The sequence below is a fragment of the Sporosarcina sp. NCCP-2222 genome (assembly GCF_023168145.1).
Classification (GTDB): domain Bacteria; phylum Bacillota; class Bacilli; order Bacillales_A; family Planococcaceae; genus Sporosarcina.
Genome location: NZ_BQYK01000002.1, coordinates 395660 through 397235, shown reverse-complemented (window position 1 = coordinate 397235; position 1576 = coordinate 395660). Strand labels below are relative to the sequence as shown.

1 protein-coding gene is annotated in these 1576 nt (G+C 48.9%); it reads left to right on the top strand.

Features of this window, described 5'->3' with window-relative positions:
- The coding region (locus NCCP2222_RS06005; protein WP_248510527.1) for a bifunctional metallophosphatase/5'-nucleotidase at positions 1-960 on the top strand (960 nt) is incomplete at its 5' end.
- Positions 961-1576: the final 616 nt, after the last annotated feature.

The following is a 1576-nucleotide window of genomic DNA, read 5'->3' as shown; positions in this document are numbered from 1 at the left end:
ACGGGGGAACCAACAGAAATCCTGACAGGAGAAAACCAAGGCTACGAACTTTGCATGGAAGTGAAGGGAATCGATGTGCTCTTGACTGGCCATCAGCATAGGCAGCTGGCAGGCAAAATGATCAATGGCGTACTTATCGTACAACCGGGCCATATGGGACAGACGCTTGGTAAAGTAGCAATCCAATTGGAGAACAAGGGAGGCAACTGGGAGGTCGTCCAAAAAACGAGCGAATTGCTATCCGTTGATGGAGTAGTGCCGGACGAATCCATTCTAGCGCTTGCCTCCACATACGAAGAGGCGGCCCAGCAATGGCTCGACACGCCCATTGGCCATATCAAGGGCGACATGGTCATTCGGGACGCCATGCAGACACGGTTGCAGGACAATCCGCTAGTGGAATTCATCAACCGCGTCCAAATGGAAACTGCCAACGTGTCCATTTCCAATACAGCAATCTTTAACAACCAATCACCCGGCTTACCGGAACATGTGACAATGCGCGATATCGTGGCAAATTACATTTACCCGAACACGCTCAAGGTTCTCCGCATTAGCGGCCAAGACATGAAGGACGCCCTGGAGCGATCTGCTGCGTACTTCAAACAATATGATGGCGGGCCAATCGAAGTAAGCCCCTCCTTCCTTGACCCGAAACCGCAGCACTACAACTACGACATGTGGGAAGGCATCAACTACACCATCAACATCTCCAAGCCGGTTGGAGAACGGATCGTCCAGCTCGAACACGCTGGCAAACCCGTCGATATGAACGGGGAATATGATGTCGTCATGAACAATTACCGGGCAGGTGGAGGCGGCGACTACCTCATGTACCAAAACAAACCCGTCGTCCAGGAAGTGCCCATCGACGTCTCCGAATTACTCGCCAATTACTTTTTAAAGCATAAAACCGTCACAGCTACTTGTGACCATAACTGGAAAGTCATACATGATTGAGAGATGCAACACCGCCACTTTTCGAAAGTGGCGGTTTTTTTGGTGGGAAGGAAGTGTTTTATTAGGGGAGGATGAAGATTTTAAGATGAACGCCAATAAGTCGGGTTGAACGCCAATAACTGGAATTGAACGCCAATAAAACTAGGCGAACGCCAATAACTGGATTTGAACGCCAATAAAACCGGGTGAACGTCAATAACTGGATTTGAACGCCAATAAAACTAGGCGAACGCCAATTACCCTGTGAAAGCCTCGCTCCAAGCGGTAATGAATATGGTTTGTCTAGTGAAAATTCTAAGAGCAAGTGTAACTACGTTCAAGTCGGTGGTAAAGTCCCGAGAGTCGGTGGTAACCTCGTTCAAGTCGGTGGTAAAGTACTGAGAGTCGGTGGTAACCTCGTTCAAGTCGGTGGTAAAGTCGAGAGCCGGTGGTAACCTCGTTCAAGTCGGTGGTAAAGTACTGAGAGCCGGTGGTAACCTCGTTCAAGTCGGTGGTAAAGTCCCGAGAGCAAGTGTAACTACGTTCAAGTCGGTGATTACCCGCTGTAAGCCCATAGTAGCTACTTTCAATCTGCTGATTTCTCAACTATTCAATCCTGACAAAATTCCAACTCTAC